29 protein-coding genes and 1 pseudogene are annotated in these 26,300 nt (G+C 61.5%); 12 read left to right on the top strand and 18 right to left on the bottom strand.

The annotated features are described in order from the left end of the window. Positions 1-176: pseudogene (locus QWY74_RS12030) on the bottom strand (IS630-like element ISHsp2 family transposase); the annotation flags it as partial. 184 nt (positions 177-360) lie between these two features. Further along, a complete protein-coding gene (locus QWY74_RS12025; protein ID WP_264825918.1) occupies positions 361-690 on the bottom strand; it encodes a helix-turn-helix domain-containing protein in 330 nt (109 codons plus the stop codon). A gap of 435 nt (positions 691-1,125) precedes the next feature. On the opposite strand from QWY74_RS12025, the gene QWY74_RS12020 reads away from it, so the two are divergent. Beyond that, positions 1,126-1,401, top strand: coding sequence for a hypothetical protein (locus tag QWY74_RS12020; protein WP_264825906.1), 276 nt, complete (start codon positions 1,126-1,128; stop codon positions 1,399-1,401). A 15-nt stretch (positions 1,402-1,416) separates the two neighbouring features. On the opposite strand, the gene QWY74_RS12015 is transcribed toward QWY74_RS12020, so the two are convergent. Genes QWY74_RS12015 through QWY74_RS12000 form a run of 4 tightly spaced genes read right to left on the bottom strand, consistent with a single transcriptional unit; the run spans position 1,417 to position 4,055 of the window. After that, a complete protein-coding gene (locus QWY74_RS12015; RefSeq protein WP_353960326.1) occupies positions 1,417-2,289 on the bottom strand; it encodes a DNA replication terminus site-binding protein in 873 nt (290 codons plus the stop codon). 11 nt (positions 2,290-2,300) lie between these two features. Then, a complete protein-coding gene (gene yacG / locus QWY74_RS12010) occupies positions 2,301-2,531 on the bottom strand; it encodes a DNA gyrase inhibitor YacG (RefSeq protein WP_264825904.1) in 231 nt (76 codons plus the stop codon). Positions 2,532-2,577: 46 nt separating this feature from the next. Continuing rightward, positions 2,578-3,216 (bottom strand): dephospho-CoA kinase, encoded by a 639-nt coding sequence (gene coaE / locus QWY74_RS12005; protein WP_290314386.1) that lies wholly within the window; start codon positions 3,214-3,216, stop codon positions 2,578-2,580. After that, the gene (locus tag QWY74_RS12000) at positions 3,204-4,055 is read right to left on the bottom strand and encodes a prepilin peptidase (RefSeq protein WP_264825902.1); all 852 of its coding nucleotides are present in this window, start codon (positions 4,053-4,055) and stop codon (positions 3,204-3,206) included. The genes coaE and QWY74_RS12000 overlap by 13 nt, the downstream gene beginning before the upstream one ends. A 144-nt stretch (positions 4,056-4,199) precedes the next feature. Between QWY74_RS12000 and nagZ the strand changes: the two genes are divergently transcribed. After that, a complete protein-coding gene (gene nagZ, locus QWY74_RS11995) occupies positions 4,200-5,213 on the top strand; it encodes a beta-N-acetylhexosaminidase (RefSeq protein WP_264825901.1) in 1,014 nt (337 codons plus the stop codon). A gap of 39 nt (positions 5,214-5,252) precedes the next feature. After that, positions 5,253-5,831: a hypoxanthine-guanine phosphoribosyltransferase gene (locus QWY74_RS11990; protein WP_264825900.1), complete on the top strand. Its 579-nt coding sequence runs from the start codon at positions 5,253-5,255 to the stop codon at positions 5,829-5,831. A gap of 48 nt (positions 5,832-5,879) precedes the next feature. Here the strand turns inward: QWY74_RS11990 and QWY74_RS11985 are convergent, their stop codons facing one another. The 3 genes from QWY74_RS11985 to rarD all read right to left on the bottom strand — a co-directional run bounded on the left by QWY74_RS11985 (position 5,880) and on the right by rarD (position 8,871). Beyond that, positions 5,880-6,425: a response regulator transcription factor gene (locus tag QWY74_RS11985; RefSeq protein ID WP_264825899.1), complete on the bottom strand. Its 546-nt coding sequence runs from the start codon at positions 6,423-6,425 to the stop codon at positions 5,880-5,882. Between the two features lie 29 nt (positions 6,426-6,454). Further along, entirely contained in the window at positions 6,455-7,726 is a 1,272-nt protein-coding gene (locus QWY74_RS11980; RefSeq protein WP_264825898.1) for an ATP-binding protein, read from the bottom strand. 245 nt (positions 7,727-7,971) lie between these two features. Further along, positions 7,972-8,871 (bottom strand): EamA family transporter RarD, encoded by a 900-nt coding sequence (gene rarD / locus QWY74_RS11975; protein WP_290314385.1) that lies wholly within the window; start codon positions 8,869-8,871, stop codon positions 7,972-7,974. A 119-nt stretch (positions 8,872-8,990) separates the two neighbouring features. On the opposite strand from rarD, the gene QWY74_RS11970 reads away from it, so the two are divergent. Then, positions 8,991-9,815, top strand: a complete 825-nt coding sequence (locus tag QWY74_RS11970; protein WP_264825895.1) for an amidohydrolase — start codon at positions 8,991-8,993, stop codon at positions 9,813-9,815. Then, a complete protein-coding gene (locus tag QWY74_RS11965; protein WP_264825893.1) occupies positions 9,806-10,507 on the top strand; it encodes a pseudouridine synthase in 702 nt (233 codons plus the stop codon). Before QWY74_RS11970 ends, QWY74_RS11965 begins: the two co-directional genes overlap by 10 nt. 50 nt (positions 10,508-10,557) lie before the next feature. On the opposite strand, the gene QWY74_RS11960 is transcribed toward QWY74_RS11965, so the two are convergent. The 6 genes from QWY74_RS11960 to gloB form a co-directional block, all read right to left on the bottom strand. Beyond that, the gene (locus QWY74_RS11960) at positions 10,558-12,150 is read right to left on the bottom strand and encodes an ABC transporter ATP-binding protein (protein WP_264825892.1); all 1,593 of its coding nucleotides are present in this window, start codon (positions 12,148-12,150) and stop codon (positions 10,558-10,560) included. Next, the gene (locus tag QWY74_RS11955) at positions 12,143-13,204 is read right to left on the bottom strand and encodes an ABC transporter permease (RefSeq protein WP_264825891.1); all 1,062 of its coding nucleotides are present in this window, start codon (positions 13,202-13,204) and stop codon (positions 12,143-12,145) included. Before QWY74_RS11955 ends, QWY74_RS11960 begins: the two co-directional genes overlap by 8 nt. A gap of 2 nt (positions 13,205-13,206) precedes the next feature. Beyond that, on the bottom strand, positions 13,207-14,280 hold the full coding sequence (locus QWY74_RS11950) for a microcin C ABC transporter permease YejB (RefSeq protein WP_264825889.1): 1,074 nt from the start codon (positions 14,278-14,280) through the stop codon (positions 13,207-13,209). 28 nt (positions 14,281-14,308) lie between these two features. Continuing rightward, positions 14,309-16,129, bottom strand: a complete 1,821-nt coding sequence (locus QWY74_RS11945) for an extracellular solute-binding protein (protein ID WP_264825888.1) — start codon at positions 16,127-16,129, stop codon at positions 14,309-14,311. A 44-nt stretch (positions 16,130-16,173) separates the two neighbouring features. Next, on the bottom strand, positions 16,174-17,379 hold the full coding sequence (locus QWY74_RS11940) for a transglycosylase SLT domain-containing protein (RefSeq protein ID WP_290314384.1): 1,206 nt from the start codon (positions 17,377-17,379) through the stop codon (positions 16,174-16,176). A 110-nt stretch (positions 17,380-17,489) separates the two neighbouring features. Further along, positions 17,490-18,257, bottom strand: a complete 768-nt coding sequence (gloB, locus tag QWY74_RS11935) for a hydroxyacylglutathione hydrolase (RefSeq protein WP_264825886.1) — start codon at positions 18,255-18,257, stop codon at positions 17,490-17,492. A gap of 101 nt (positions 18,258-18,358) precedes the next feature. Between gloB and QWY74_RS11930 the strand changes: the two genes are divergently transcribed. Genes QWY74_RS11930 through nudC form a run of 4 tightly spaced genes read left to right on the top strand, consistent with a single transcriptional unit; the run spans position 18,359 to position 21,149 of the window. Then, the gene (locus QWY74_RS11930; protein ID WP_264825885.1) at positions 18,359-19,123 is read left to right on the top strand and encodes a class I SAM-dependent methyltransferase; all 765 of its coding nucleotides are present in this window, start codon (positions 18,359-18,361) and stop codon (positions 19,121-19,123) included. Beyond that, entirely contained in the window at positions 19,120-19,563 is a 444-nt protein-coding gene (rnhA, locus tag QWY74_RS11925; RefSeq protein ID WP_264825884.1) for a ribonuclease HI, read from the top strand. Before QWY74_RS11930 ends, rnhA begins: the two co-directional genes overlap by 4 nt. A 36-nt stretch (positions 19,564-19,599) precedes the next feature. Further along, positions 19,600-20,376: a DNA polymerase III subunit epsilon gene (gene dnaQ / locus QWY74_RS11920; RefSeq protein WP_264825883.1), complete on the top strand. Its 777-nt coding sequence runs from the start codon at positions 19,600-19,602 to the stop codon at positions 20,374-20,376. Continuing rightward, positions 20,376-21,149 (top strand): NAD(+) diphosphatase, encoded by a 774-nt coding sequence (gene nudC / locus QWY74_RS11915; protein ID WP_264825881.1) that lies wholly within the window; start codon positions 20,376-20,378, stop codon positions 21,147-21,149. The genes dnaQ and nudC overlap by 1 nt, the downstream gene beginning before the upstream one ends. A 24-nt stretch (positions 21,150-21,173) precedes the next feature. Here the strand turns inward: nudC and QWY74_RS11910 are convergent, their stop codons facing one another. Next, a complete protein-coding gene (locus QWY74_RS11910) occupies positions 21,174-21,479 on the bottom strand; it encodes an SCP2 sterol-binding domain-containing protein (RefSeq protein WP_264825880.1) in 306 nt (101 codons plus the stop codon). A gap of 147 nt (positions 21,480-21,626) precedes the next feature. Here QWY74_RS11910 and sohB point away from each other — a divergent pair, with 147 nt between their 5' ends. After that, positions 21,627-22,655 carry a protease SohB gene (gene sohB, locus QWY74_RS11905; protein WP_264825879.1) on the top strand — a complete coding sequence of 343 codons (1,029 nt, stop codon included), beginning with the start codon at positions 21,627-21,629 and terminating at the stop codon, positions 22,653-22,655. A gap of 27 nt (positions 22,656-22,682) precedes the next feature. On the opposite strand, the gene QWY74_RS11900 is transcribed toward sohB, so the two are convergent. Further along, positions 22,683-23,018, bottom strand: coding sequence for an ArsR/SmtB family transcription factor (locus QWY74_RS11900; RefSeq protein WP_290314383.1), 336 nt, complete (start codon positions 23,016-23,018; stop codon positions 22,683-22,685). Positions 23,019-23,377: 359 nt separating this feature from the next. Between QWY74_RS11900 and QWY74_RS11895 the strand changes: the two genes are divergently transcribed. Beyond that, positions 23,378-24,061: a 7-cyano-7-deazaguanine/7-aminomethyl-7-deazaguanine transporter gene (locus QWY74_RS11895; protein ID WP_264825877.1), complete on the top strand. Its 684-nt coding sequence runs from the start codon at positions 23,378-23,380 to the stop codon at positions 24,059-24,061. A 30-nt stretch (positions 24,062-24,091) separates the two neighbouring features. Then, a complete protein-coding gene (locus tag QWY74_RS11890; protein WP_290314382.1) occupies positions 24,092-24,877 on the top strand; it encodes an alpha/beta fold hydrolase in 786 nt (261 codons plus the stop codon). 66 nt (positions 24,878-24,943) lie between these two features. Here the strand turns inward: QWY74_RS11890 and QWY74_RS11885 are convergent, their stop codons facing one another. After that, a complete protein-coding gene (locus QWY74_RS11885; protein ID WP_264825875.1) occupies positions 24,944-26,122 on the bottom strand; it encodes an ABC transporter substrate-binding protein in 1,179 nt (392 codons plus the stop codon). Positions 26,123-26,300: the final 178 nt, after the last annotated feature.

The raw sequence follows: 26,300 nt of genomic DNA, 5'->3' as shown, positions 1-26,300 counted from the left end.
ACAGCATCGCGGCGAACCTGCAGTATCTCACTGATTTGGTTGATTGTATGGCCTTGATTACTCAACAGGATGGCATGCGCACGCCGACGTAGGGCGCGCTTCTCACCATGGTGATAGGCGGAGGACAGCGTTTTTTGTTCAGATTCAGTGAGAGGGGCAACGAAGCGCCTTGCCATGGTTCCATCCGTGTCAGTGATCCTGAGGCGGATTATACTCGAAAATATCAGATCAGGCACTTAGGCGTTCATAACGTTAGTTGCAGTTTCAAGTGGCCCTCTCGTTGATAAGCGACAGGGCCTTCTGTTGTTAGAGGCTGTCAGCAATGGCGATGCACAACTTCAGTCCCCGTGATTGTGGAATCTACTGGACTGGGTCGCCCTTCAGTGTTTTGCCTTTACCGGAAAAGTTGAGATAACTCATGAAGCAGAGTGCATCCTTCAGATCATGAGTGTTGTTTAGAGGCAGGCGCACCTGGCGTTGCTCGGGTAGAGACATCAGTCGGAAAGCCGGTGGCAAGGCTAGACGAATGATTGTGGTAGCTGTAGGCATGGCAATTGCGCGAATGCTCATGGGCGTTTGCACCAAAAGCCGGGCGGACTTGGCCATGCGAAGCTGGTTCCGGTAAGCCCCGGGTGATATGCCGAATATCTCGTGAAATCGCCGACGAATCTGTGACGGCGAGTAGCCGATGCATCGGGTCAGCTCTTCCAGGTTGGCAGGGGGCCAAGGTGTTCAGCAGCCATACCTCCGCCCGCATAATTTCGTGGCTGATCGCCATGCCTCTGGTTGTCTCTCACCATCCCTGCACTCGATGAGCGGTCATGTTTGCATTGTCCACAAACATTTTGATTGCCCGGAGCAGTGCAATTGATTATCGTTTTTATCTTGAATTAGCATATGTTAATAAAGGCTCTTTTACGCTGCTCATCGACACGCAAGGCACGAAAACTGGCGATGTCTGCGCGTTTTAGAGCAATATGTGCGAATTAGCCGAGCCTGTATACCAGGGGTTGTGTGCCCTGAGCCGGAATGGCGGGTATACTGGTTTCAGAGGAGCCCAAGCAAGATAGGCACGGTCAACCCACGGCTTTTTTCAAGGCTAGACTTGGAAATCAATATTAGCTAATGAAATATCAGAATACACGGCAACCTCTGGATGAGCGCGAAAAGCTCCGTAAGTTTCGTGAGCTTGATGATGCGTTTGCCGAGGCGTTGCGAGATCTCGAGCAGCCCGGTGAGCAGCCCCGTTCTCCGGCTGCTGAGACGTCCGAGGCCACGCCAGTGGAGCGCGAGGTGGCGTTCAAGCAGCAACTGGAAACGTTGATGCGGGAGTATGCCCTTCCGGCGGAGAGCGTGAGTGACCTGCTGAGCACCATGAAGGCCCTGGGGCGCATTGCTTGACCCGGCGAAAAGCGCTCATTGACCCCGTTGGTAGCGGTAGACTCTGATACTCGGCAGCAACGCGGTTTCCTCCAGACGCGCGTCACGGCGCTTGGCGCGGCTGCGTTGCGCTGGGGGGCTATCCGGAGGCTGGTTGACGTCGGGGAGCTGCCCATTCTCACTGGGGATGAACAGAGGAAGCGCGATGTTCATCGCCTTGCGGCTGTGACCGTCTTCCAGGGGAGTGCTGTAAAAGATGTTGGCGCGCATCAGGGGAGCTTGTTCCTGGACCTGCGCCAGGGGTTCGCTTGCCTGAAGTCTCCCCAGCTTGTCCAGTTGCAGACGCACATGAGCGGCATCGGTATCCAGTTCATGGAGTAAGAGTTCAGCGTCACGGACGCTGAGTCGCTTGATCGACCGACCGCTGCGGTACCAGGCCAGTCGGACCCTTGATACCTCGCTTTCGGCTTGCGGAATGCTCCGCCAGCATTGCTTGAGATGCAGGCGTGCCAGGCCGGCACCACTCAGGTGTTCATGCAAGGCTGGATGACGAAAGGGCAGGACTGCCTTGATTTCGGGTATCAGGCCCGGGACGTCGCGACGTATCTTGGCCACCAGTTGACCCAGTTGCTGCTTGGTCGCATTGACCTCCTGCAACCGAGCCATGACGGCTTCGTTGGCGGCCACAAGTCCGATATAGCGCCGCGTGCTTCGCCCGTCCTGGCCGTCCTCGTACCAGAAGTCCAGCAGGGCACGTCTGAGCCAGGTAGCGTCTGCGCGGGATGTATCGAACGACCAGGCTGATGCCCGGCTTTGCCGCCAGGTATCCACCAGATGATCGGTGCGCTCGACAAGCTGATCAAACACGGCTTCCAGTTCGGCGAGCAGCCGGTATTGCGGCGCTTGCATCATGCTATGCATTACTCACTGGCATCACGATCGGACCGTGCCAGCATGGCGTCTATATCGGCCTCGTCCATGGCTGGCTCTCCGGCAATACGGTGTGACTCTTCCGCCCAGGCGCCCAGGTCCAGCAAACGGCAACGTTTGCTACAGAAGGGACGATAAGGGTTCTCCGCTGTCCAGGCCACCGTATTGCGGCATTGTGGACAGGCAACTTCAAGTGGGCGCTGTGTCGAAGTTTCGGCCATGGGGTCTCGTCGGAATCGCGGGTGGTTGGCGACGTATGATGCGCGATCAGTTGTTCCCTGGCAATCTCGGCATGTCGCGATATTGCTGGTCCAGTCTCTTGATCTGTGCCTCGAGAGATTCGGGGCTGCCGTCATTGCAGAGCACGTCGTCGGCGCGGGCCAGTCGCTGCTCTCGCGTCATCTGGGCGGCGACAATGTCGCGTGCCTGAGCTTCGTCGACATCATCGCGTCTGGCGGTGCGCTCAACCTGCAGGTACTCCGGCACATCGATGACCAGGCAGCGGTCGACCAGCTCCTGCTGTCCGGACTCGAAGAGCAGTGGCGAGATGAGCAGGGCGTAGGGCGCCCCTCGCCAGTGAAAGGTGTCCAGCCATTCAATCAGCCGGGTTCGTATGCGCGGATGGGTGATGGATTCGAGCCACTGCCGTTCCGCGGGATCGGCAAAGACGATCTCGCGGAGTGCCCGCCGGTCGAGGCAACCGTCGTCGAGCATCAGCCTGGCGCCGTAGCGTTGACGAATTTCCGCCAGGGCCGGCTCGCCCGGTGCCACGATCTCCCTGGCCACATCATCCGCATCCACCCAGGGAATGCCGAGCCGTGAAAAAACGCGGGCAACGGTGGATTTTCCTGAAGCGATGCCGCCTGTCATGCCGATGACAAGCGGGCGAGGGGTCAGTTCATCCATTGGAGGTACCACGCCATCAAGGGTTCGCCGGCCATCAACATCAGCCAGCCCGCCATGGCCAGCCAAGGCCCGAAGGCAATGGCTTGACCACGTTGTCGAGGATCCCTGGCCTGAATGGCCATTCCATAGAGTGTACCGGAGGCGGCCGCGATCAGCAGTAACAGGGGCAGGTAGGTCCAGCCCAGCCAGGCGCCCAGGGCGGCCAGCAGCTTGAAGTCGCCTTGGCCCATCCCCTGCTTGCCGGTCGCCAGATGAAAGACACCATGAAAGCCCCAGAGCACCAGGTAGCCGAGCATCGCCCCGAGAACGGCGTCCGGCAGGGCGAGAGGAACCAGCAACCAGTGGTAGAAGAGCCCGGCCCAGAGCAAGGGCAGGGTCAGGATATCGGGCAGTAGCTGCAGGCGCAGGTCGATCACCGCCAATGCCAGCAGGGTCAGGCAGGCGCCAAGCAGGAAGGCGGTCTCCCAGCTCACGCCATGCAGCAGCACCACGGCCAGGGCAAGAAGCCCCCCGAGGAGCTCTACCAGCGGGTACTGGGGGCTGATCCGTGCCTGACAGTCGGCGCAGCGGCCACGCAGCATCAGCCAGCTGACCAGTGGCAGCTTGTGGCGCCAGGCTATGGGGGACTCGCAACTCGGACACATCGAATCGGGCCGCACGAGGTTGAAAAGCGGCGCTGACTCCGCTTCCAGTGACAGGGCTTCGCGGGCCTCGCTGCGCCACTGGCGCATCAGCATCACGGGCAGGCGGGTAATGACCACGTTGACGAAGCTGCCCAGGCTCAAACCGAGCAGCATGGCAATCGGCCCGACCAGCCAGGGGGGCAGAGGACTTGGCATCAATGACTCCTTGCTTGGCGACCGCTTCATTGTACGTAGTGTTTGGCCTGGTGTCCGCCGGCCAGGCCGAAGAGCGGGGTTACGGGCTGTCACCCAGCCATGGGATGGTCTAGAATCTGGCCTTCATTTCGTCAGGAAGCGACCATGAGCCAGACACTCGGACCCGTGATGCTGGACCTGGAAGGTCCTCTTCTCCGCGAGGACGAACAGCAGATGCTGGGTCACCCGGCGGTGGGCGGCGTCATACTGTTTGGTCGCAATGTCGAGGATGCCTCCCAGGTACGCGAGCTTTGTCAGTCAATCCGTCGGGTGCGTCCCGACCTGCTGTTGGCCATCGATCAGGAAGGAGGACGCGTGCAGCGTCTTCGCCAGGGCGTCACACGCCTACCCTCGATGTCACGCCTAGGGCAGGAGTATTCGCTATCTCCGGAGGATGCCCGTCGCCTCTGCCAGGATACCGGCTGGCTGCTGGGCATGGAGATGGCAGCGTGCTGGCTTGACATCAGCTTTGCCCCCGTCCTGGATGTCGATAGCGGTATCTCATCGGTCATCGGTGACCGCAGTTTCAGTGGTGATCCCGAGATCGTCAGCGTCCTGGCCGGCGCCTTTGTATCCGGCCTCCATGAGGCCGGTATGTGCGCCATCGGCAAGCATTTTCCCGGGCATGGTGGTGTGGCCGCTGACTCCCATCATGAGCTGCCCGAGGACCCGCGGTCCATGGAGAGCCTTCGGTCTCATGATCTGATCCCGTTCTGCGAGCTGGCCCCGCGGCTGGATGGCATGATGCCAGCCCATGTCCTGTATCCCGACTTTGATCACCGTCCCGCCGGTTTTTCGCCGGCCTGGCTTGGCATGTTGCGCGAATCCTTTGGCTTCAAGGGTACCATCTTTTCCGATGATCTCAGCATGGCCGGCGCCTGCTCCGCCGGGGCGCCGGCCGAGCGGGCGCGTCAGGCGCTGGAGGCCGGCTGCGATACGCTGCTGGTGTGCAACGACCGCCAGGCGGCCCTCGAGGTGCTGGATGCCTGCCAGGGGCAGGTATCGCGGCGCACCGGCAAGTTGCGTTACGGGCGTGCCCGACCGGATCTCGATGCCCTGATGGCCTTGCCGCGCTGGCGTCGCCTTCATGCACGCCTCGAGTCCATGGCCGCCGACTGACATACCCTGTTACCCAGCTACTCACAAGACGAGCTTACGATGTCCAAACTCGATCCCGATACACTGCCGTCACTGTCTGACATGCAAGCGGTCATGGATAGTGCTGACTGCCTGATTTCACAGCCGCAGGTCGAACGCGCTCTCGATCGCATGGCCGAGGCCCTGAATCGCGATCTCGGCGATCGCCTCCCGGTCTTCTACTGCGTGATGAACGGCGGTTTGATCACGACCGGGCATCTGCTGACTCGCCTTGGGTTTCCGCTGGAAGTCGACTATCTTCACGCCACGCGCTATCGCGGAGGCACTCGTGGGGGCGAGCTTTTCTGGCGTGTTTCACCGGAGGTGCCGATGTCCGGCCGCCATGTGGTGATCGTCGATGACATCCTGGATGAAGGCTCGACCCTGGCGGCGATTCTGGAATATTGCCGGCAGGCGGGCGCGGCCAGCATTTCCACGGCGGTGCTGGTCGACAAGCAGCATGACCGCAAGGCGGTCGAGGGGCTCAAGGCTGATTACTGCGGGCTGGAGGTAGCTGATCGCTATGTATTCGGTTTTGGTATGGACTACAAGGGCTACTGGCGCAATGCCCCGGGTATCTTCGCGCCCCGGGACATGTGAGGCACCACAGCGGCCCTGCCAGCGCGCTCGGTGACGCCGGTCGACCCGCTAGTGTCTGACCGGCCGTTTCTGCAGCTTGCGCTGCAACGTTCGACGGTGCATGCCCAGTGCGCGGGCCGTCGCCGAAATGTTGCCGTCGTGTTCCTGCAGCACCTTCTGGATGTGCTCCCAGGTCAAGCGGTTGATGGAGGGCGGGGCTTCTGCGACGTCGGCGGCCGGGTCGCCCTCATTGCGGGATAGTGCGGCCATGACGTCATCGCCATCAACCGGCTTGCACAGGTAATTGACCGCCCCCAGCTTGATGGCCTCAACGGCGGTGGCAATGCTCGAGTAGCCGGTTAGGACGATGATGCGGCACTCGGGAACCAAACTCAGTATTTCCGGCAGTAACCTGAGGCCGGATTCATGCTCGAGCTTGAGATCGAGTGTCGCTTCCTGCGGACGATATTCACGCACCAGTTGCAGGGCTTTTTCGCCATCGCGGGCGACCAGGACTTCATAGCCACGTCGTGACATGGCGCGATGCATGACATGGCAGAACATCTCGTCATCATCGATGACCAGCAGACGTTGTGTGGTGGTTGTCGGTTGCATGGTCTCGCAATCCTCTCCAGTACCCATCTTTATACAGCGGTGTCGGCACGCGGCAGACTCACCTCGGTCAGCGTGCCGCCCTCGGGGTGATTGTACAGGCTGACTCCCCCGCCGAAGCGATTGATGGTGGCATGTGTCAGGAAGAGCCCGATACCCAGCCCCTTGCTTTTGGTCGAGACAAAGGTCTCGCCGAGCTGGTCGGCAATGTCCAGCGTCACCCCCGGCCCATGATCTCGTATATCGATGACCACCTCGTCCATGCTCCAGTCCATCTTGATGGTGATATCCGCCGGGTTGGCGTCGGCGGCATTGTTGAGCAGATTGGTCAGGGCCTGTTCCAGAGTCGTGTCGACGGCGATGCAAGGCTGGCCCCGCCGTTCGCTGATGGTCAGGTGATAATCGACATCCGGCCGCAGTACCAGCCAGCGCTGTATCACCGTGTCCAGCCACTCCCGAGCATCCCGTGGCTCGGGCTTGGACATGCGACGGCGGTCGGCGTTTTCGACCAGGTGGCGCAGACGCGACTTGCAGGTATCCACCTGTTCGCGAAGCATCTCGATGTCCCGGGTCAGAACCGGGTCGTCCCTGGCATCCTCTCGCATTTCACTCAGCAGGACTGCCATTGTCGACAGCGGGGTACCCAGCTCATGGGCCGTGCCGGCCGCCTGGGTGGCCACTGCCAGTACCTGCTCATTGCGCAGCGCAGATTCTCGGGTACGTGACAGAGACTGCTCCCGGTGGCGCAGGGCATGGGCCATCTTGTAGATAAAAAAGGTGACCAGTCCCGCCGACAGAGCGAAGTTGAGCCACATACCCAGAGTGTGCAGGTTCAGCCCGGTTTCGGCATGCGGAATGCCCAGTTGTGGCACCGGATGATAGAAGAACATCAGCAAGCTGTAGCCCGCCATGCCAGCTGATGCAACGACCCAGGCATGGCGCCAGGGCAGGGTGGCAGCGGCGATGGTGACCGGAACCAGGTAGTAGCCGATGAAGGGGTTGGTCGAGCCGCCGATCAGGTAGAACACCAGGGTCAAGCCGGCCATGTCCGCCAGCAGGTGGGCCAGGTACTCCCCGTGGGTGACCGTCCAGGGACGGCCCAGGCGCCACCAGGTGGCGATGTTGATCAGGCTCATGGCGCTCATCACCGCGATGACCGACGGGATATCGAGGGCGAAATCGAGCGCCGCGATACCGATGACCACGCCGATGAGAAAGCCGGTCCAGGTGATGCCGCGAACAATGGTCAAACGCACCAGGTTGCGGTTGGGCGTCGACAGTGGCAGGGGCAGAGGCGCTTGCATGGGGGCTCCGCTATGGGGGTTTGTCGCCATGATAGCCGATTCGAGCGGCATGGTGCTTGAAGCCGGGGGCGAGTTCACGCACTGCGGCCGAGAAGGTGTTTACAAGGGCCCCGGGCCAGAGGATGCCGATTGTCATAAGGCAGCCAGACAGGAAGAGGTCCATAGTGCTTGGTCATCCGGACTTGTCGCAGTCGTCGAGACGGATCAAGCCCGATGCATCTCAGGGGATGGCAAGACGGCTGGTGTCAGGCCGGCACAGGACGGTTCTGCCATGCAGACCATGAGTACAGGGCCAGTCCGCCCCATATCAGCAGGAAGGTGACCAACTGCGTCGGCACCAGGGGTTCCTCGAAGACCAGCAGAGCGATCAGGAACTGGATGCTGGGGTTCAGGTACATGAGAAAGCCCAGTGTCCCGAGTTGCAGCCGACGTGCTGCGCCGGCAAAGGCCAGCAAGGGCAGGGCGGTAATCACCCCGCTGGCGATCAGCAGCAGCGTATGGCGCTGGTCGGTCAGGAAATGGGACACGCCAAGCTGACTGAGCCATGCCAGCGCCAGCAGCCCTAGTGGCATGAGCATCAGGGTCTCGACCAGCAGCCCGGAGAGCCCATCCAGCGGAACCTGCTTGCGCAGCAGGCCATAGGTGCCAAAGGAGAAAGCCAGGACTAGAGTGATCCAGGGCATCTCGCCGAGCATCACCAGCTGGATGGTGATGGCGATACCGGCAAGAGCCACGGCGATGCCCTGCAGGGGCAGCATGCGTTCACGCAGCACGATCATGCCCAGCAGTACATTGATCAGGGGCGTGAGAAAGTAACCGAGACTGGCCTGCAATACCTGGCGACTTTCTACGGCATAGATATAAAGCCCCCAATTGACGGCGATCAGAATGGCACAGGCAAGCACTCGCCCCAGTCTTCCCGGGTGCCTGAGAGCCGCTATCACGGGGGACCAGCGACGCATCAGGGTGACCAGTCCCATAAGAAAGACGCAGGACCACAGGACTCGGTGGATCAATACCTCATAGGCAGGCACCCCCTCGAAGAGTGCAAAAAACAGCGGGAAACAGCCCCACATGAGATAGGCGGCGAGTCCGAAACCGACTCCCTTGCCGGCATCGGGCGAAACGTCATGGATCCTTGGCATGTTAAGCTTCCTAAGTATGTCGGCACCATCATAGTGCGGCCGAGTTCATCTTGCCATGGCTGCGCATAGGGTGACTCGGTTAGGCTATGCGAATATCTGACTCCATCAAGGAGACTTGCATGAGTGAGCTACGAACCACCCTGGTGCAGTGTGATCTGCGTTGGGAAGACCCCGAGGCCAACTGCCGGATGCTCGAGGCCACCCTCGGCGAGTTGGGCAGTGCGGACACCGATCTGATTGTCCTGCCCGAAATGTTCGCCACCGGCTTCACCATGAACTCCCGGGAAATGGCCGAGCCCATGGAACACAGCGCGACCGTTGCCTGGATGCAGGATCAGGCCCGCCAGCGGGGCTGTGTGATCACCGGAAGCGTGGCCGTGACCGCCTCGGGCGAGCATTACAACAGGCTGGTCTGGGCCAGACCGGATGGCAGTATGCTCAGTTACGACAAGCGCCATCTGTTTCGCATGGCCGGCGAACACGAACGCTATGCCATGGGAGATGATCGGGTGATCGTGGAGCTCAAGGGCTTTCGGATTCTGCTCAGTGTCTGTTACGACCTGAGATTCCCCGTCTGGTTGCGTCAGCAAGCGTCGTCCGATCAGCACTTCGAGTATGATGCCTTGCTGTGTGTAGCCAACTGGCCCGCCCCGCGTCGTCATGCCTGGCGAGTGCTTCTGCAGGCGCGTGCCATCGAGAATCTTTGCCCGGTGATCGGTGTCAATCGCGTCGGTAAGGATGCCAAGGGGCTGGGGTATGCGGGCGACTCCATGCTGATCGATGCCAGGGGCGAGCCGCTGATCGATGAGCCCCGGGATCAAGCCTTTGTCATGACCGGCCGCCTGTCTCTGGACGAGCTGCAGGCCTTTCGGGAAAAATTTCCTGCCTGGATGGACGCGGATGACTTTACCCTGGACGAGGGAGCGACTGCCTCATGCGACTAGATCGCTTTCTGTCGGAAAGTACCGAGATGACCCGAGGGCTGGCCAAGCGAGCCCTGCTGCGCGGTGAAGTCACCGTCAATGGTCAACTGGAGAAGAAGGCGGCCCGGCATGTCCAGTCCGATGACTGTGTAACTTGGCTGGGAGAAGCGCTGGAGCCGGTGGGCTTGCGCTACATCATGCTCAACAAGCCGGGGGGCGTGGAATGCACGGCAAGGCGGGAACTCTACCCCAGGGTGGTGGACTTGCTCGATGTCGCCAAACCCGAGCGACTGCATTCCGTCGGCCGGCTGGACGTCGATAGCACAGGCCTTATCCTGATCACCGATGATGGCCAGTGGTCCCATCGCATCACGGCCCCCAGCCGGCATTGCCCCAAGGTCTACCGGGCGACCCTGGCTCGTCCTCTGGAGGGGGCCGGAGCGCAACGCGCCATCCGGGCCTTTGCTGAAGGCGTCGAACTGCAAGGCGATAAAACGCCGACGCTGCCTGCCCGGCTCGAGTGCCTTGATCCCTATCAGGTGCGCCTGACGATCCAGGAAGGCCGTTATCATCAGGTGCGGCGCATGCTGGCCGCCATCGGCAACCACGTCGAGGCGCTGCATCGCGAGGCGGTCGGCGACCTCCCGCTGGACGAGACGCTGGCGCCGGGGGAGTGGCGTGAACTCGAGGCCAGTGAAGTGGCTCTTTTCTGACCGAGGTATCCCTTTTCCTGCCGCCGCCCGGTAGAGCCGGGTCGGCCGATTCATTCCCGGGCCGGACTCAGTCCGGCTGCTTCAACCAGCTCTCGTGTATACGCCATGGCGGGGTCCGCCAGGACGTCCTGGCAATCGCCGTGCTCGACAACCCTGCCGTCCTTGAGGACCAGGATGCGATGCGCCATGGCGCGCACCACTGCCAGGTCATGGCTGATGAACAGGTAGCTGATGCCGCGTCTGGATTGCAGCTCGCGCAGGAGATTGACCAGTTGGGCCTGAACGGTGCGATCGAGGGCTGAGGTGGGCTCGTCGAGTATCACCAGGTCAGGTTCCATGATGATGGCTCTGGCGACGGCGATGCGCTGGCGCTGGCCACCGGAGAACTCATGGGGGTAGCGCGCGGCACAGCCCTCGGGAAGCCCCACTTCCTGCAGGGTGGCGGCGACTCGCTGGGCCACGGCTGATGGGCCCAGCTCGGGGTGGTGAAAGCGCAAGCCCTCACTGATGATGTCCGCCACTGGCATGCGGGGAGACAGTGAACCAAAAGGGTCCTGGAAGACGACCTGAAAGCGCCGCCGTTGATGGCGCATATCGCGCCGGTTCAGGCGGTCCAGGCGTGTGCCGTCGAAGTCGACAGCCCCCTTGCTGGGTACCAGGCGCAACAACGCCTGAGCCAGTGTGCTCTTGCCCGAGCCGGATTCGCCCACGATGCCCAGTGTCTCTCCGGGGGACACCTGGAGGTCGAGCGGATGCAAGGCGTCGAAGGGGGCAGGGCGACGTTGAAACAGCCGCTTGGGGCGCTGGAAGCTGACACTCAGCCCCGAGGCCTGCATGAGTGCCCGATGATCCTTGACCGGCGCGGGCCGGCCGCTCGGCTCGGCGTCCAGAAGGTCTCTCGTGTAGTCACTCCGCGGAGAGCTGAAGACTTCGTGGACCCGGCCGGTCTCCTCCACCCGGCCCTGATGCATTACGCAGACCTGCTCAGCATGATGACGGACCAGGTTGAGATCATGGGTGATGAACAGCATGCCCATGCCCTGTTCATCGCGCAGCTCGGCAAGCAACGAGAGGATCTCCTTCTGCACCGTGACATCCAGTGCCGTCGTGGGTTCGTCGGCGATCAGCAAGCGCGGGTTGTTGGCGATCGCCATGGCAATCATGACGCGTTGACGCTGACCGCCGGAAAGCTGGTGCGGCCAGGTGTCGAGGAGTTCATCCGCTCGGGGGAGCCTGACCCTGTCCAGCAGTTCCCGGCAGCGCTGGCGGGCGGCCTGACCGGTCAGCCCCTGGTGCAGCCTCAGCACCTCGCCGATCTGCTTGCCGATATTATGCAGAGGGTTGAGCGAGGTCATGGGCTCCTGAAAGATGAACCCCACCCGAGAGCCGCGAATGCGTTGCCAGTCACGCGGTGTCAGCTCGGCCAGGTCCTGTCCGTCGAGCTGGCGCACGCCCTGCACGCGCACATTGGCGGGAAGCAGCCCCAGGGCGCCCAGTGCCGAGACCGACTTGCCCGAGCCGGACTCGCCGACCAGCGCCATGGTTTCGCCACGCCCCACCTTCAGGGAGAGCCGGTCGACGACGGTCGTGCCATCGAAGGCGATAGTGAGCCGGTCGAGCTCGAACAGGGGCTGATCAGGCATGGCCATCTCCGGCGTGTTGAATGTGGCGAGGGTCGAAGGCATCCCGCAGCCCCTCGCCGATGAACACCAGCAACGACAACATGATCGAGAGCGTCAGGAAGGCGACTATGCCCAGCCAGGGGGCCTGAAGATTGTTCTTGCCCTGGGCGACCAGCTCACCCAGTGAGGGCGAGCCGGGCGGCAGGCCGAAACCGAGGAAGTCCAGGGCCGTGAGGGTGGTGATGCCGCCGGTGAACAGAAAGGGGATGAAGGTCAGGGTGGCGACCATGGCATTGGGCAAGACATGACGCCACATGATCAGCCGGGATGGCAGTCCCATGGCGCGAGCGGCCCGCACATACTCGAGATTGCGCGCGCGCAGAAATTCGGCGCGAACCACATCGACCAGCCCCAGCCACGAAAACAGCAGCATGATACCCAGCAGCCACCAGAGGTTGGGCTCGACCATGCTGGCCAGAATGATCAACAGAAAGAGCACAGGCAGACCCGACCATATCTCGGTGAGTCGTTGACCGATCAGATCCACCTTGCCACCGAAGTAGCCCTGGATACCGCCGATCAGGACGCCAAGCATCAGCGATCCGACGGTCAGCACCAGAGCGAACACCACCGACAGGCGAAAGCCATAGATCACCCGGGCCAGCACATCGCGTCCCTGGTCGTCTGTGCCCAGCCAGTGTGCGGCGTCGGGAGGTGACGGGGCAGGGTGTTCCAGCCCCATGTCCAGGGTGTCATAGGAATAGGGAATCGGCGGCCAGAGCATCCAGCCCTCTGCCTCGATGGCGTCTCGGGTATGGGGGTCATGATAATCGGCGGGTGTCGGCAGGAAGCCACCGAACTCGCTGTCTGCATAGTCCACCAGGACCGGAACATACCAGTCCCCCTGGTATTGCATCAGCAGGGGTTTGTCATTGGCCACCAGTTCGGCGCCCAGGCTGATCACGAACAGCACCATGAACACCCACAGTGACAGGCGCGCCCGGCGGTTGTGGCGAAAGACCCGCAGCCGGCGCTGACTGATCGGAGAAAGACGTGACGGCAGCATGCTGAGCATGATCAGGCCTCCCGCGTTTCGAAGTCGATGCGCGGATCGACCCATACATAGGTCAGGTCGGAAATCAGCTTGAGGATCAGGCCGATCAGGGTATACAGGTACAGAGTGCCGAAGATCACCGGGTAGTCCCTTTGCATGACGGCCTCGAAGCCCAACAGACCCAGGCCGTTGAGCGAGAAGATGACCTCGATCAACAGTGCGCCGGTAAAGAAAATGCCGATCAGCGCGGACGGCAGACCTGCGATGATGATCAGCATCGCATTGCGAAACACATGGCCATACAACACCCGCCGTTCGCTGGCCCCTTTGGCGCGGGCTGTCAGGACGTATTGCTTGTGGACCTCGTCGAGGAAGCTGTTCTTGGTCAGCATGGTCAGGGTGGCAAAGCTGCCGATGGCCGAGGCCACGACCGGCAAGCTGATGTGCCAGAAATAGTCCTTCACCTTGCCAAGCGTCGAGAGCTCGTCGAAATCGGCGGATGTCAGGCCACGCAACGGAAAGATGTCCCAGTAGCTGCCGCCGGCGAAGAGCACGATCAAGAGGATGGCGAAGAGAAAGCCGGGGATGGCATAGCCGATGATGACGATGCCCGAGGACCAGACATCGAAGCGGGTTCCATGCCTTAGTGCCTTGCGTATGCCCAGGGGAACCGATATCAGATAGACCAGCAAGGTGGTCCAGAGTCCCAGCGAGATGGATACCGGCAGGCGTTCAAGGATCAGGGTGGTGACGGCCTCGCCGCGGAAGAAGCTCTCGCCCAGGTCAAAGGTGGCGTAGTCGACCAGCATATCGAGGAAGCGTTGCGGCGCCGGCTTGTCGAAGCCGAATTGCGCTTCCAGACGCTCCACCAGCTGGTCCGGTACGCCACGGCTGGCGCGCGACTCCGAACTCTCGACGACTTCGCCACCGCCACTCTGCAGTCGTGTACTGGACTCCGAGGAAAGCCCCTCGAAGCGGGCCAGCATCTGGTCGATCGGGCCGCCCGGGGCGGCCTGCACGATGACGAAGTTGAGTAGCAGAATGCCCAGCAGGGTGGGGATCATCAGCAACAGACGGCGTAGCGTGTAGGCGGCCACGGCAATTCCTCAAATGGACGGGAGCTGGCTAGCCGCCGCTCTGGCGAGCCTCGATTTCCTGGGCGCGTTGCGGGTCAATCCACCAGGCGTCAAGGTCCAGGCGATACTCGGGAAAGGGCTCCTGCCAGGCTAGCTTGTCCCAGAACGCCAGCCGCGTCGCGGGAAGGTGCCACTGGGGGATGACGTAGAAGCCCCAGCGCAGCACCCGGTCCAGAGCCTGGGCAGCTGTGTCCAGGTCGTCGCGCGAGTCGGCGGCGATCAAGCGGTCGACCAGGTCATCGATCACCGGGTCCTGCAGGCCGATGAGGTTACGGCTCTGTGGGGCGTCGGCATATTCGCTGCCCCAGTATTCACGCTGTTCATTCCCGGGGCTGGCCGATTGAGGGAAGCTGCCCACGACAATATCGAAATCGAAATTGCGCAGCCGGTTGAGGTATTGGTTGACGTCGACCACGCGAATGTTGCCCTCGATCCCCAGCCGTTGCAGGTTCTGCAACAGGGGTTGGACGACGCGTTCGAAACGGGTGTCGTGAAGCAGGACTTCGATGTTCAAGGGCTCACCATCGGGCTTGCGCATCACGCCGTCCTGATAGGTGAAACCGGCCTCGCCGAGGATGGCATGGGCCTTCCTGAGTCGCGCGCGAGGTGCTTGCGGAGTAGCCATGGGCAGCGGGGTGTCGAAGACTGCCTCGGGCAGGGTATCGCGATGAGGCTCCAGCAGGGCCAGCTCGCCTTCGTCGGGCAGCCCCTCGGCCGCCATCTGGGAATTGGCGAAGTAGCTGTGGGTGCGCTCATAGGCCCCGTAGAAGAGGTTCTTGTTGAGCCACTCGAAGTTGAAGGCCAGGTTGAGTGCCTTGCGCAGCGCCAGATGCTGAAACTTGTCCCGTCGCAGGTTCATGACATACGCCTGCATACCGGCGGGTTGGCCATCGGGAATCTCGAGGCGCTGTATGAAGCCCTGATTGGCCGCCGGGAAGTCGTAGCCGGTGGCCCAGTTGCTCGCCGTGGCGCCGATTCTCAGGTCCAGGTTGCCGGCCTTGAAGGCTTCCATGGCCACCGATGAATCGCGGTAGTAATCATAAACCAGTCGCTCGATGTTGTGGCGTCCACGATTCACCCCCAGGTCAGCGCCCCAGTAGTCGTCGACCCGCTCATAGACAATGCGGCGTCCGGGATCGATCGTGGCGATGCGATAGGGGCCCGAGCCGAGCAGGGCATCCCGGGTCGGGCTGGTAAAATCGCGGTCCTGCCAGTAGTGCGAGGGCAGGACCGGCATCTGACCCAGAATCAAGGGCAATTCACGGGACTCACTGTCAGCCAGATCGAAATGCACGGTGTCATCATCAACGGCGCGCACCGCCTCGACATTGGCATAATAGGCCGCGTAGAAAGGGCGACCGTGCTCGACCAGGGTGTTGAAGCTGAAGATGACATCCTCTGCCGTCACCGGGGTACCGTCATGGAAGCGGGCCTCGGGATGCAGGTCGAATTCGACCCATTGCCGATCGGGGTCGAGACGGATTCCCGAGGCCAGCAGCCCATACATGGTGAAGGCTTCATCCGGGCTCTGGGTCAGCAGGGTGTCGTAGGTATGGCTGAGCCCGGCGGCGTGGGTGCCCTGAATGATATAGGGATTGGTGGAGTCGAAGCTGCTGCCATTGGCGGCGCGACTCAGCGTGCCACCGACGGGCGCATCGGGGTTGGCATGCGGGAAATGCTCGAAGTCGGCCTCGAGGGCGGGCTCGCCGTACAGGGCGAGGGCGTGTTGCGTTGCCACCTCCTCGGGGTCGGCGGCCATGCTTGCCCCGCTGGCCATGGACACGAGAATCGGCAGTAACAGTCGCTTCATGGGGGTTCCTTTCCGTCATCAAGCTGGCGCCAGGCGCGCCACGGTCACCTATCGGAAAGTGTCAGTTGCTGCCCGGGTTGTAAAGTGTCGGGGTGGTCGAGGTCATTCCAGCGCGCCAGGTCGTTCATGGCCACGGCATGCTGTGATGCAATGGTGGACAAGGTTTCACCGCGTTGCACCACATGCACAGTCTCCGGGCTCGCCGGCGAGGTGTCGGGTGAGCCCTGCAGCGCGGCCACCAGGGGGGAGGCATGTCCGGCAGGTACGAGCAGATCCCCCTGCTGGTGCGGCTCAGCAATACCCTGGCGCAGGCCCGGGTTGAGTTGGCTCAGGGTGTCGCGGGAGACGTCGGTCAGACGGGCCGCTTCCTCGAGGCTGATGCGCCGCGTGACGGCAACACTGGCAAAGGCCGGGCCTCCATGAATATCAGGGAGCTGGATGCCATATTGCTCGGGTTCGGCGATGATGGCGGCAATGGCCAGCAGCTTGGGCACATAATCCATGGTTTCGCCGGGAAGCTCGAGATCCCAGTAATCGCCGGACCGCCCCCTGGCCTGCGCCACTCGGCGCGCCTGGTTCACGGTGCCTGCCCCGGCATTGTAGGCAGCGAGGGAGAGCTCAATGTTCCCTCTGTACCATTGGTCGGCCTGCATCTCGATATAATCGAGTGCGGCTTGCGTGGAGCGCACAACATCCCGTCGGCCATCCCAGCCCGCACTTCGCGTGAGGCCCAGGGCTTCACCGGTGCGTGGCATGATCTGCCACAGACCCGAGGCCCCACGATGACTCATCGCCTGTGGGTCGAATGAGCTCTCGACAAAGGGAACCAGGGCGATTTCACCGGGCAGGCCCCGGGCCTCGACCTGCTGGATGATCCAGGCCAGCCAGGGGCGCGCGCGGCGAGTGATTTCTGCGATGTTGCGCGGCCCGGCGCTGTATTGTTCGATCCAGTACTGGACGCGGTCATGCCCGGCACCCTCGCGCCACTGATCCTGCCAGGCAAAGTTGTTTCTTAGTCGCTTCCAGGCATCCCTGGGGTGAAGTGTCAGGTCGGACCAGAAGCCTGATCTCGACACTGGCATGGCGGAATCTGCTGGGATTGGGTCAGTCGCCAGGGTTGCTGCAGTGGCAGCCGGGCCGCTGGAGGCATGTACTGGCTGGCCGAGGAGGCCGAGCGTCAGGATGGCGCCCATCAAGGCACAGGAACCGGTAAGTCCAGACAGGGGATGACGCAGTGCATGATGGGGCATTGATGACTCCTGGGCGCGGTGGTCGTCGGGGTGGGGGTTCCCGCCGCATCGGATATCAAGTAATAGGCAGGAGACGGTCTCGATGGTAGCGCCTTGCAGCCGACGCGTTCTCAAAAGCTGTCTTTCCAGGCACGCAGCGTGGTAAATGTGGCTGCATCGGTATCTGCCTGACCCTGCGCCGCTGCGGCCTGGCGAATGGCCGGGTTGCTGCAGCGCAGGAAGGGGTTGATGCGGCGTTCGCGTCCCAGCGTGCTGGGCAGGGTGGGACGCTCCAGTTCGCGGGCCCGCAGGCATTCCTGTTCGGCTTCCCGAATGTCCCGGTTGTCCGGGTCCACGGTCCTGGCGAAGGCCAGGTTGGCCAGGGTGTACTCGTGGGCGGCAAACACCAGGGCATCTTCGGGCAGGGGCGTCAGGCGATCCAGCGAGTGGAACATCTGCTCCGTTGTTCCCTCGAAGACACGGCCGCAGCCTCCACTGAAGAGAAGGTCGCCACAGAAAAGCAGGGGTGGTATGCCCGCGGTGAAGAACGCGATATGGTCGAGGGTGTGACCCGGTACCTCGAGCACCTCGAAGAGTCGTCCCATGACGCGAATCTCGTCGCCATCGCCGACCCGCTCGTGGATGCCTTCGATATCCGGGTTGTGTGGCCCTATGACGCGAGGCGAATAGCGCTTGATCAGCTCGGCTAGCCCGCCGGTATGATCGCCGTGATGATGGGTGATCAGGATGCAGCCGAGTGTCAGACCCTCTCGCTCCAGCCACTCGATTACCGCCGTCGCGTCGCCAGGATCAACCACGCAGACACTGTCACTCGTGTCCTGGCGCAATAGCCAGATATAGTTATCATTCAGTGCGGGTATGGGCGTCACGCTCAGCATGAATAATGTATCCTCGTGCCTCCTGGAAGTCGACAGTAGCCCGATGCTCTGGTACCGAGGCAATTCGCAAAAAGTGTAAACTGTGGAGAGAAGAGCGCAGCATGTCAAATCTTCGGGATCCGATTGCCCTGGCCAGGTTGGCAAGAGAAGGGCGCCAGTACTGGGTCGGTGAGTCTGGTCGCGTCGTCTGGTCTGCCGAACGCGCCTGTATCGGACCGCGCTGCGAGAAATGGTTCGGCCTGCATGCACTCGAACTCAGCCTGGCCCCTGCGCTGACCGACATGTGTCCGGTTCAACACTCCATGAGCTGGGCGCCGACCAGCGAAATGGCCGAGTCGCGCTCGACGCTGGTGTGCCCGCCTGATCAGCTTGCCTTGCCGGACAACTGTCTGGACCTGGTGGTCGTGCATCATCTTCTCGAAGTCCTGCCGCAACCGCACCATGTTCTGCAGGAGGCGGCAAGAGTCACGGCGGACAATGGCCACCTGGTACTTTTCGGCTGGTCGCCCTATGGCACGGCAGGCTGCGCACGCATGCGTCCCGAATGGCGTCGACACTTCAGTGCCGGTGGTCGCTGGCGCAGTCCATCGCAACTGAGTGATTGGCTGGCATTTGTCGATTTCGAAGCTCAGCGAGTAGACTATTGCGGCTTTCGGCTGCCGGGCCGGACGGGGTGCAATGGCATGCTCGAAACGCTTGGACGGCGCTACAATGTTCCGCTGGGCGATGCCTACATGATGGTGGCTCGACGCCGATCCCAGTTGGTCAAGCCGAGACAGGGCAGGTTGTCATTGCCGCCGCTCGGGGGGCCGGCGCTGGGAGGTGTGTCCCGACTACGATCATCATCGAGAAGGATCGAAGAGTGAACGACGTTACCATTTACACCGACGGGGCGTGTCGTGGCAATCCTGGTCCGGGGGGATGGGGGGCTGTACTGATCAGTGGCGGGCATGAAAAGGTCCTGAAAGGTGCTGAAACCAGTACCACCAACAACCGTATGGAACTTCTGGCGGCCATCATGGCCCTGCGTGCGCTGAAGCGGCCCTGTCAGGTGGCACTCTGGACCGATTCGGAATATGTCCGCCGCGGCATGACCGAGTGGATTCAGGGCTGGATCAAGCGGGACTGGAAGACCGCATCGCGCAAGCCGGTCAAGAATGCCGAGTTGTGGCGCGACCTGCTTGAGCAGTCGCGGCGTCATAATGTGGAGTGGCACTGGGTCAAGGGACACAGCGGTCACCCTGGCAACGAGCGAGCCGATGCCCTGGCCAATGAAGCCATCGATGAAATGAACGCCGCCTCCTGACGTTCATTTCCGTGATCAGCGACGACGAGATACTGCATGCGCCAGATTATCCTGGATACCGAAACCACCGGCATTGATCCTCGTGATGGCCATCGGCTGATCGAGATAGGTGCTGTCGAAATGGTCAACCGCCGCCTGACCGGCAATACCTATCACCAGTACATCAACCCCGAGCGCGACATCGAGGCCGAAGCCGTCGACGTGCATGGCATCACCAATGAGAAAGTGGCCCACGAGCCGGTCTTTGCCGAGGTCGCGGATGCCTTCTGGGCCTTTATCGAAGGGGCCGAACTGGTGATTCACAACGCTCCCTTTGATGTGGGCTTCATCGACCATGAGCTGAACATGCTCAACGAAGTGCGCGGTGAACCCAGGCTGGGTCCGGTGGCAGAGCACTGCCGGATTCTCGATACGCTCAGGATGGCGCGGGATAAGCACCCCGGCCAGCGCAACAATCTGGATGCCCTGTGCAAGCGCTATGACATCGACAATGGCCACCGTGTCCTGCACGGCGCCTTGCTGGATGCCGAGATACTGGCGGATGTCTATCTGGGCATGACCGGCGGGCAGACGGCCCTGACACTGGAGGCCCAGTCGGCCGGCGAGTCGAGCCGCGAGTCCGACAGTCCCGGGGGCTTGGTCATTCGTCGGCTCGCCTTGTCGCACGGCCAACTCCGTGTCCAGCAGCCCGACCCGGATGAATGGCGATCGCATCATGATAAGCTGGCCAGCATCCGTGAGGCGGCCGGCCATTGCCAATGGGACCAGCGAGAGAACTGGCCGGGTGCCACGCATCCCGAGGACTCGGGCTGATGCTCTGGCGGGAGCTGCCCCATCGAGCTGATGCCGGTCGCATCATCCGTCTGGCCGGCGGCCGTATTGCCCCGGGCGTGGACAAGGGCCCGCTGCAGCCGTTGACTGCCTGGCCTGCCGGAGTCCAGCCGCTATGCTGGTGGTCGGGTGAGCCCGTGGCTTTGAGTCTCGAGGAAGCGCCTGGAACGGACTGGCTCGACGGTCGCGACTGGCTGCAGCTGTTGCCGGCTGAATGGTTTCCGCTGATCTCCACCGCCCTGCAGGTCGCTGCCTGGCTGCGTAACCATCGTTTTTGTGGACGTTGCGGAGTGGCGACCGAGAGCGTGCCGCATGAATTTGCCAGGCAGTGCGGAGAATGTGGCCAGCGCCAGTATCCGCGCATTTCTCCCTGCATTATCACCCTGGTGACCCATGGTGAATCGATGCTGCTGGCCCGCAGCCCGCGTTTTCCGCCGAGCCGTTACTCGACCCTGGCGGGCTATATCGAGCCCGGCGAGTCAGCTGAGGAAGCGGTTCGGCGAGAGGTAGCAGAAGAGGTCGGTGTGGCGCTGGGACGTCTCCGTTATTTCCGCAGCCAGGCCTGGCCGTTCCCGCATTCACTGATGATGGGGTTCTTTGCCGAGGCTGCCAGCGCGCGTATCCGTATCGACGGCATCGAGATCAGTGATGCCGCCTGGTTCTCGCCGCACCGCCTGCCCCAACTGCCGCCTGCCTATTCGATTTCGCGTGCCCTGATAGACACCCATCTGGATGCAGTTGGAGCCAGGCGGTGATCCCGCGTGCCGGGGAGTCGCCGCTCAGCGCGATGGAAAGAGACTCGTCAGACGGGTGGCCAGCATGATGTTGCCACTGGCTTTCAGCTTGCCGCTCATGTAAGCCGTCATGCCATTGATATCCCCTGACATTATGCCTTTCAGGGTGTCAGTGCTGAGATTCAGGCTAACGGAGGGATCATCATGTTCACCTTCGACAATGTCCAGCTGGCCATCCTCGACTGCCAGGTAATGGGCCTGAGCATCCGTGAAGTGGAACTGGAAGACCTCATGCATGCCCTCGGCGGCCTGGGGGTCGAAGCGATCATGGAGCTTGTCGAATGTGGACATCGTTGGAAGACCTGTGTGTCGTTAATATTGCCGCCAGCCTATTGAGAACACCCGCCTCGATCAAGCCACCGTGGCCGGGACACCCGTATTTACTGTCTCGCCGGGGCTTCTTTGAGGTACAACCCGATACAAAGCAGGAGATCGATCGTGATGGAATGGTTAGGTGAACTTGGCCTCTTCGCGGGGCAGTGCTTGATCGTCGTGATCAGCCTCGCGGCCTTGGTGGCATTGATCGCCAGGGCGCGAGGCGGTGGTGAAGAAGACAGGTCGCGTCTCAAGCTTGAGGAGCTCAACAGCAAGCGACTGCGGCGCCAGCAACGTCTCCAGCTGGCGGCTACCGATGGCGGCCAGCGCAAGGCGCTGGCCAGACGTCTCAAACGCGATGTCAAGGCGCGAAAAAAACATCCGACCTCGCGAAGTACGGTCTGGGTACTGGATTTTTACGGTGACTTGAAGGCCAGCGGCACGAGTCGGCTGTCGGATGAAATTTCCGCTGTGCTGGATGCAGCCGGCGAGGGCGACGAGGTAGTAGTGCGACTAGAGTCCGCCGGGGGCCTCGTTCACGCCTATGGTCATGCCGCGGCAGAGATGGATCGGCTGAAGCAGGCCGGGTTGTCGACCACGGTCTGTGTCGACAAGGTGGCCGCAAGCGGGGGGTACATGATGGCCTGCTGTGCCGATCGCCTGCATGCTTCGCCTTTCGCGGTTCTCGGCTCGATTGGTGTGGTCGCCCAGCTGCCCAATGTGCACCGCCTGCTGAAGCGCCATGACATCGATGTCGATGTGCTCACCGCCGGCCAGTACAAACGCACCCTGACAGTGTTTGGCGAGAATACCGAGGAAGGTCGCGACAAGTTCCTGGATGACCTGGACACGGTTCACCAGTTATTTAAGCAACATGTCATCGAACGACGCCCCGGGCTCGACATCGAGGCCGTGGCCACCGGCGAGACCTGGTATGGCCGGCAAGCGAAGGATATGAGGCTGGCGGATGAAGTCGGCACCAGCTCGGCGTATCTGGCAAGCCGCATGAACGAGGCTCGCGTGATTACCCTCAGCCTCCAGCCACATCAGGGCATGTTGCAGCGTCTAGGACTCTCGGTCAGCGAGGGCATCGAACGCGCCGCCTTGAAAGGATTGGAGGTGCTCGATGCCTCACGCTGGCAGAGGCGCTGAGAAGAGCCTCGATGATCGACCGCCCGCTTATCGGTCGGTCAAGTGGTCGAGCGTTGTGATCAGTGTCTTCGCGCAATCCCCCTCGAGGGAGTAGTAAATGGTCTGGGAATCGCGTCGGGTGGTGACGAGTTGCGCCCGACGCAATATAGCCAGATGCTGAGACAATGCAGACTGGCTGAGCACGAGCTGCTGATTCAGCTCGGATACCGAGAGTTCCCCCTCCGCCAGCAAGCACAGAATGCGTAATCGGTTGTCATTGGCCATTGCCTTAAGCAGCGCGCTGACCTGGCCGACTTTCGCATCCCCTTTTTTTAGCAGTGGGTGTTTTGCCTGGCGCTGATTGCTGGTCATTGTCAGTTCCATCCTAGAGTGTCCAATACCGCGGCTTCCCTCGCTGGCTACCGGGTTGGTGTGCGACTGCCGGCAATCCGGATGACTTGCCTTTGCCTTGGTCCATCATAGAGACAAAATCCACCATAGCTCATTCTTTAAGGACTAGCGAATACACGCAGGCCTAATGTATTGATGAGTAAATGATTATTATCTGGCCGTATGGTCATGTTGCGATGGAACGAGTGCCGTGCTTGCCGATGGCGGGTGTCCCCGGCCAGGTTCGGGTCTGGCCCGGCTGTGTCAGATGCGTATAATGTTCATTCTTGATAGCTGCATGCTCATATCCCACAGGGTTCCCTCACCCCTCTTCCAAAAAGATTGACGCAACCATGTTTATTCTCTCCTCTACGCAGGCGCGTCGTTGCCTGTTGTTACTGGTAAGCCTGCACATTCTGGTCATTGCCGCCAGTAACTATCTGGTTCAACTGCCGTTCAGCCTGTTTGGCTGGCATACCACCTGGGGCGCGTTCAGTTTCCCCTTCATTTTTCTGACGACCGACCTCACGGTTCGCCTTTTCGGCAAGGAACAGGCGCGTGCCATCGTGCTGCGCGTGATGTTTCCGGCCCTGGTGATCTCTTATGTGGTCTCGGTCATGTTTCCCAAGGGAGGTTTTGCCGGACTGGGCGCGTTGAGTGAGTGGAACCTCTTCGTCGGCAGGATCGCGCTGGCCAGCTTCATGGCCTATGTCGTCGGCCAGCTGCTGGACATCACCGTGTTCGACAGGCTGCGGCGCTTGCGCGCCTGGTGGGTGGCTCCGGCGATGTCCACTCTGCTGGGCAATTTCGCCGACACCTTTGCCTTTTTTTCCATTGCCTTTCATCACAGCCCGGATCCGTTCATGGCGGCTAACTGGCCGGAGATTGCCTGGGTGGACTATGTGATCAAGCTGGGGATCAGTCTGGTATTCTTCCTTCCCCTCTATGGTGTCCTGCTGAGCGGCCTGTCACGCTGGCTGGTCGGCGTCACCGGGCGTGATGACAAGCTGCCGGAACAGGCAGGAGTACGTCCCTGAGGCGTTTCTGGACAAGCAAGGAGGTAGTCGATGGCGGTCTCGCTGCATTACACGGATACCGGTGGCGAAGGTGCCCCCCTGGTTGTGCTGCACGGTCTGTTGGGCAGCGCCGATAACTGGCGCTCGCATATCAAGCAATGGCGCGAGCGCTTTCGAGTGCTGGCCGTTGACTTGCGTAATCATGGACGTTCGCCGCACGTCGACGGCATGACTTATACTGCCATGGCCGAAGATGTCATGGCTCTGCTGGATCGTCTCGGCATCGAGCGGGCGCACTTGTTGGGCCACTCGATGGGCGGCAAGGTTGTCATGAGCGTGGCGCGCCTGGCGCCGCAGCGAGTGGTCTCGTTGTTGGTCGCCGACATTGCACCTTGTGCCTATGGTCATGACCACGCCAGCATTCTGGCCGGTCTGAGGCGTGTGCAGAGCGGCATGCCCGGAAACCGAAACGAGGCCGATGCCCTGCTCGCCGAGCATGTCGAAGAGCCCGCGATTCGGATGTTCCTGGCCACCAACCTGGTGCGTAATGACGCGGGTGGGCTTTCGTTGCGAGTCGGCCTTGACGAGATAGAAGCTGGCTACGGCGCCATCATGGCCGAGCCGGCCGGCCAGGGAGCCTTCAATGGCCCTACGCTCGTGCTGCGCGGTACACGGTCGCAATATGTCGCCGATGAGAGGCTGCCGGCGCTTTACACCATCCTCCCGGAGGCCGAGCTGGTGAGTCTGGACGCCGGGCATTGGTTACATGCTGAATGTCCGGATGCCTTCCAGGCGTCGGTCAATGACTTTCTCGCGCGCATTCTGGGGAAGCGCTGAATCATCTGACGGGCCAAGCTCTCGAGCGCGATGATTAAGTAGTGGTTTCCTGGAACAGCGCTAGGTCTATTGGTCACGAATCGGTGCACTGATATCGACAGCGAGCCGTGATACAGCATGCAGGTCATCTGCGATGCCGATTTCCTGCATAAAGCGTTCGAAGCGCTGGTAGCGTCCCTGGCTCAAGGCACTCGGCGCCTGGGTTAAACGGGCCCTTACGATTGGCCAGGCATCCCGGTTGATGGAGGTGTCCAGAGTTGGTTCCTGGTCGATCAGTAGGGGCCAGCTCTCATCCGGGTGCTCCAGAAGCCACGCCGTTGCCTTTTCGAGGGCGGCGACAAAGTCCTTGATGGCATGTCGCTGGTGCTGCAGGTCATCCCTGTTGGCCACCAGTATCAGGCCGTCATGCAATGGCACACCATGTTCCTCGACGAAGAAGCTGCGTGACACGGTGCCATCGTTGGCCAGAGCACGTGGCAGCAGATGACGAACACCCCCGATGACGCCATCGACGCGTCCTTCCTTGATGGCCTCTTCGATACGGTAGTGGACATTGGGGGTATCCAGGTCGTCGACGGCAACACCGCTGTCGGTAAGCATGGCCGGTAGTAGAATCTGCTCGCCATCTTCATTGGCATGTCCAATCCGCTTGCCTTCGAGATCCGCCAACGACTCGATACCGCTATCCTGACTGACGACCAGCGCGGTTAGAGTAACACTGATTAGGCTGGCCACTCTTACAAGCGGCATGCCTTGATCGATCTGTCGATGGAGGAGGGGCTGACGCGTCAGAGCCAGGTCCACTCGCGAGTCCGCCAGCAGTTTGGTTGGTACTTCCGGGTCGGCTGGTGTCGAGATGTCGACTTCCAGGCCATGCTGTCGAAACAGCCCTAGGGCCTGGGCGGTGAAGAGGGCTGCGTGCCGTGGGCTAGGATACCAGTCCAGCGCGACCGACAAGTGGTCCACAGGTGGAGGCGCGATGGGCTCTGCAGGCCCCAGGGCAATAGCGGGCGCTACCTCGCGTGAGGGGGTGTCCACGCCGGGACCACTGGCCTCTACGTTGCCCGCCGATGGAGAGCTCTGCGATGGGAAGGCCAGATCGGGCACCATGACGTCGCTCTGCAAGGGGCCGAAGCCAGCGTTCTCATCGCTCTCCTGCTGGCTGACGGCCAGCGTTGAAGCCAGCAGAGTGCCGGCCAGCATAATGCTGCGTGACACCTTAAACGAGCGGCGAGGTGACAACATGATAGTGGCTCCCGCTGTGACATAAGAGTTTGAGTCGCCTGCTGTGGGCAACCGCGATAAGGCAATCCGGTGAAGGTCTTTCTCCATGGTGCCGCCCGTCCCAGGCCCGAGTCAGTCTAGCGGTCGAGCGCGCTGGATGGCTAGCCCATCCAGCGGTATGGAGCGCATCGCCAGAATC

Origin of the sequence: Halomonas almeriensis (genome assembly GCF_030409235.1) — a bacterium.
Lineage (GTDB): Bacteria > Pseudomonadota > Gammaproteobacteria > Pseudomonadales > Halomonadaceae > Halomonas > Halomonas almeriensis.
The sequence above is the reverse complement of the archived record's forward strand: the minus strand, read 5'-3'. Positions and strand labels throughout refer to the sequence as shown.